Annotated in this window: 1 protein-coding gene; it reads right to left on the bottom strand. The window is 18.6% G+C overall.

Features of this window, described 5'->3' with window-relative positions:
• On the bottom strand, window positions 1-296 hold a 296-nt coding region (locus N9R85_RS03960), incomplete at both ends, for a hypothetical protein (RefSeq protein ID WP_262858674.1).

The following is a 296-nucleotide window of genomic DNA, read 5'->3' as shown; positions in this document are numbered from 1 at the left end:
AATCTTTTTTATCCAGAATATTAGAGGTTTTTGTATTAAATTCATTTATAAATTGACTCATTTCAATAATGTTATTAATTTTTCTATTAATATATTGTAATTCTTGATTTTTTTCTTTATCTATTATTTTTTCTTCTTTATAAGGTATATATCCTTCTTTTTGGTAGTCGTTTAAATAATAATTATAATTTGATAATAATTGATTTTTATTATTTTTAATCACTTCAACAATTTGATCACTTAGATCAACCTTTATTTTTTCAACTTCTTTATTGATTTCTCCGTAGTAAAACTTA

Origin of the sequence: Mycoplasma sp. CSL7503-lung, from assembly GCF_025515455.1 — a bacterium.
Lineage (GTDB): Bacteria > Bacillota_I > Bacilli_A > Mycoplasmatales > Metamycoplasmataceae > Mycoplasmopsis.
Note: the sequence above shows the minus strand (reverse complement) of the source record. Positions and strands in the feature narration are given on the sequence as shown.